Here is a 1,250-nt window from a genome sequence, read left to right on the forward strand (position 1 = left end):
TGCGCGATGACCCCGCCGAAGGACCACCCCAGCAGATGGTAGGGACCCTCCGGCTGCACCTCACGGATCAGCTCGACATACCGGGCCGCCCAGTCCTGGATCGAGTCCGGCATCACCGCCTCCGCGGCGGCCAGCACCGGGGTCTGCAAACCATAAATGGGCCGGTCCGGATCGAGGTAGGCGGCCAACCCCGCATACGACCAGGAGATTCCCGACACCGGATGCACGCAGAACAGCGGCGCGGCCGAACCTGCGGGCCGCAGCGGCAACAACATCTCGAACGCCGCCTCGCTTTCCACACCACCGCTGGCGCGGCGTGCCAGATCCGCCACCAACTCACCAGGGGTGGGCGCGGTGAACACCCGCATCACCGGCACCTTCGTGCCCAACACACCCGACAGCCGGGTGGACAGCTTCGCCGCGATCAGCGAGTTCCCACCGTGCTCGAAGAAGTTGTCGTCCATCCCGAACCGGTCCACACCCAACACCTGCGCGAACGCCGCAGCCACCGCCGCCTCCACCGGCGTGGCGGGGGCGCGGAATTCCCGCGCCCGGAACTCCGGCGCGGGCAGGGCACGACGGTCGAGTTTGCCGTTCACCGTCAACGGCACGGTGTCGATCACCACGATCGCGGCGGGAACCATGTAGCCGGTCAGGAACTCGCCGACCTGGTTGCGCAGTTCGATCGGGTCCAGCCGCGCGCCTGGCTTGGGCAGGACGTATCCGATGAGTTGATCGCCGAGTGTGACATCGGCGCGAACCAGCGCAACAGCCTGGCTCACGCCCGGGCAGCGCAGCAACGCCGCTTCGATCTCCCCCAGCTCGATCCGGAAACCACGCAACTGCACCTGCTGATCACCCCGCCCGCTATAGGCCAGCCCGGGCTCACCACTCGATGAGGTCCAGCGTGCCAGATCCCCCGACCGATACATCCGCGACCCCGGCGGCCCGAAGGGATTCGCCACGAACCGGGACGCGGTCAACCCCGCCCGCCCCACATACCCGCGCGACAGCTGACTCCCGTCGACATAGATCTCACCGGGAGTGCCCAACGGTGCGGGACGCAAACGGATATCCAGCACATGGGTGTCCAGCCCGGGCAGCGCCCGGCCGATGAGGCTTGCCGGGCTGTCCACCACGTGTTCATCGATCGGCAGGAATGACACGTGCACGGTGGTTTCGGTGATGCCGTACATATTCACCAACCGCGGCGCGTCGACCGGGTGACGCTCATACCAGCTCCGCAGGTG

Annotated in this window: 1 protein-coding gene; it reads right to left on the reverse strand. The window is 67.7% G+C overall.

Going from position 1 to position 1,250, the window contains the following annotated elements:
- Window positions 1-1,250, reverse strand: a 1,250-nt coding sequence (locus tag ACWPXK_RS33010) for a thioesterase domain-containing protein (RefSeq protein ID WP_454200088.1), incomplete at both ends; no start/stop codon positions are given.

The sequence above is a fragment of the Nocardia sp. Marseille-Q1738 genome (assembly GCF_965283145.1).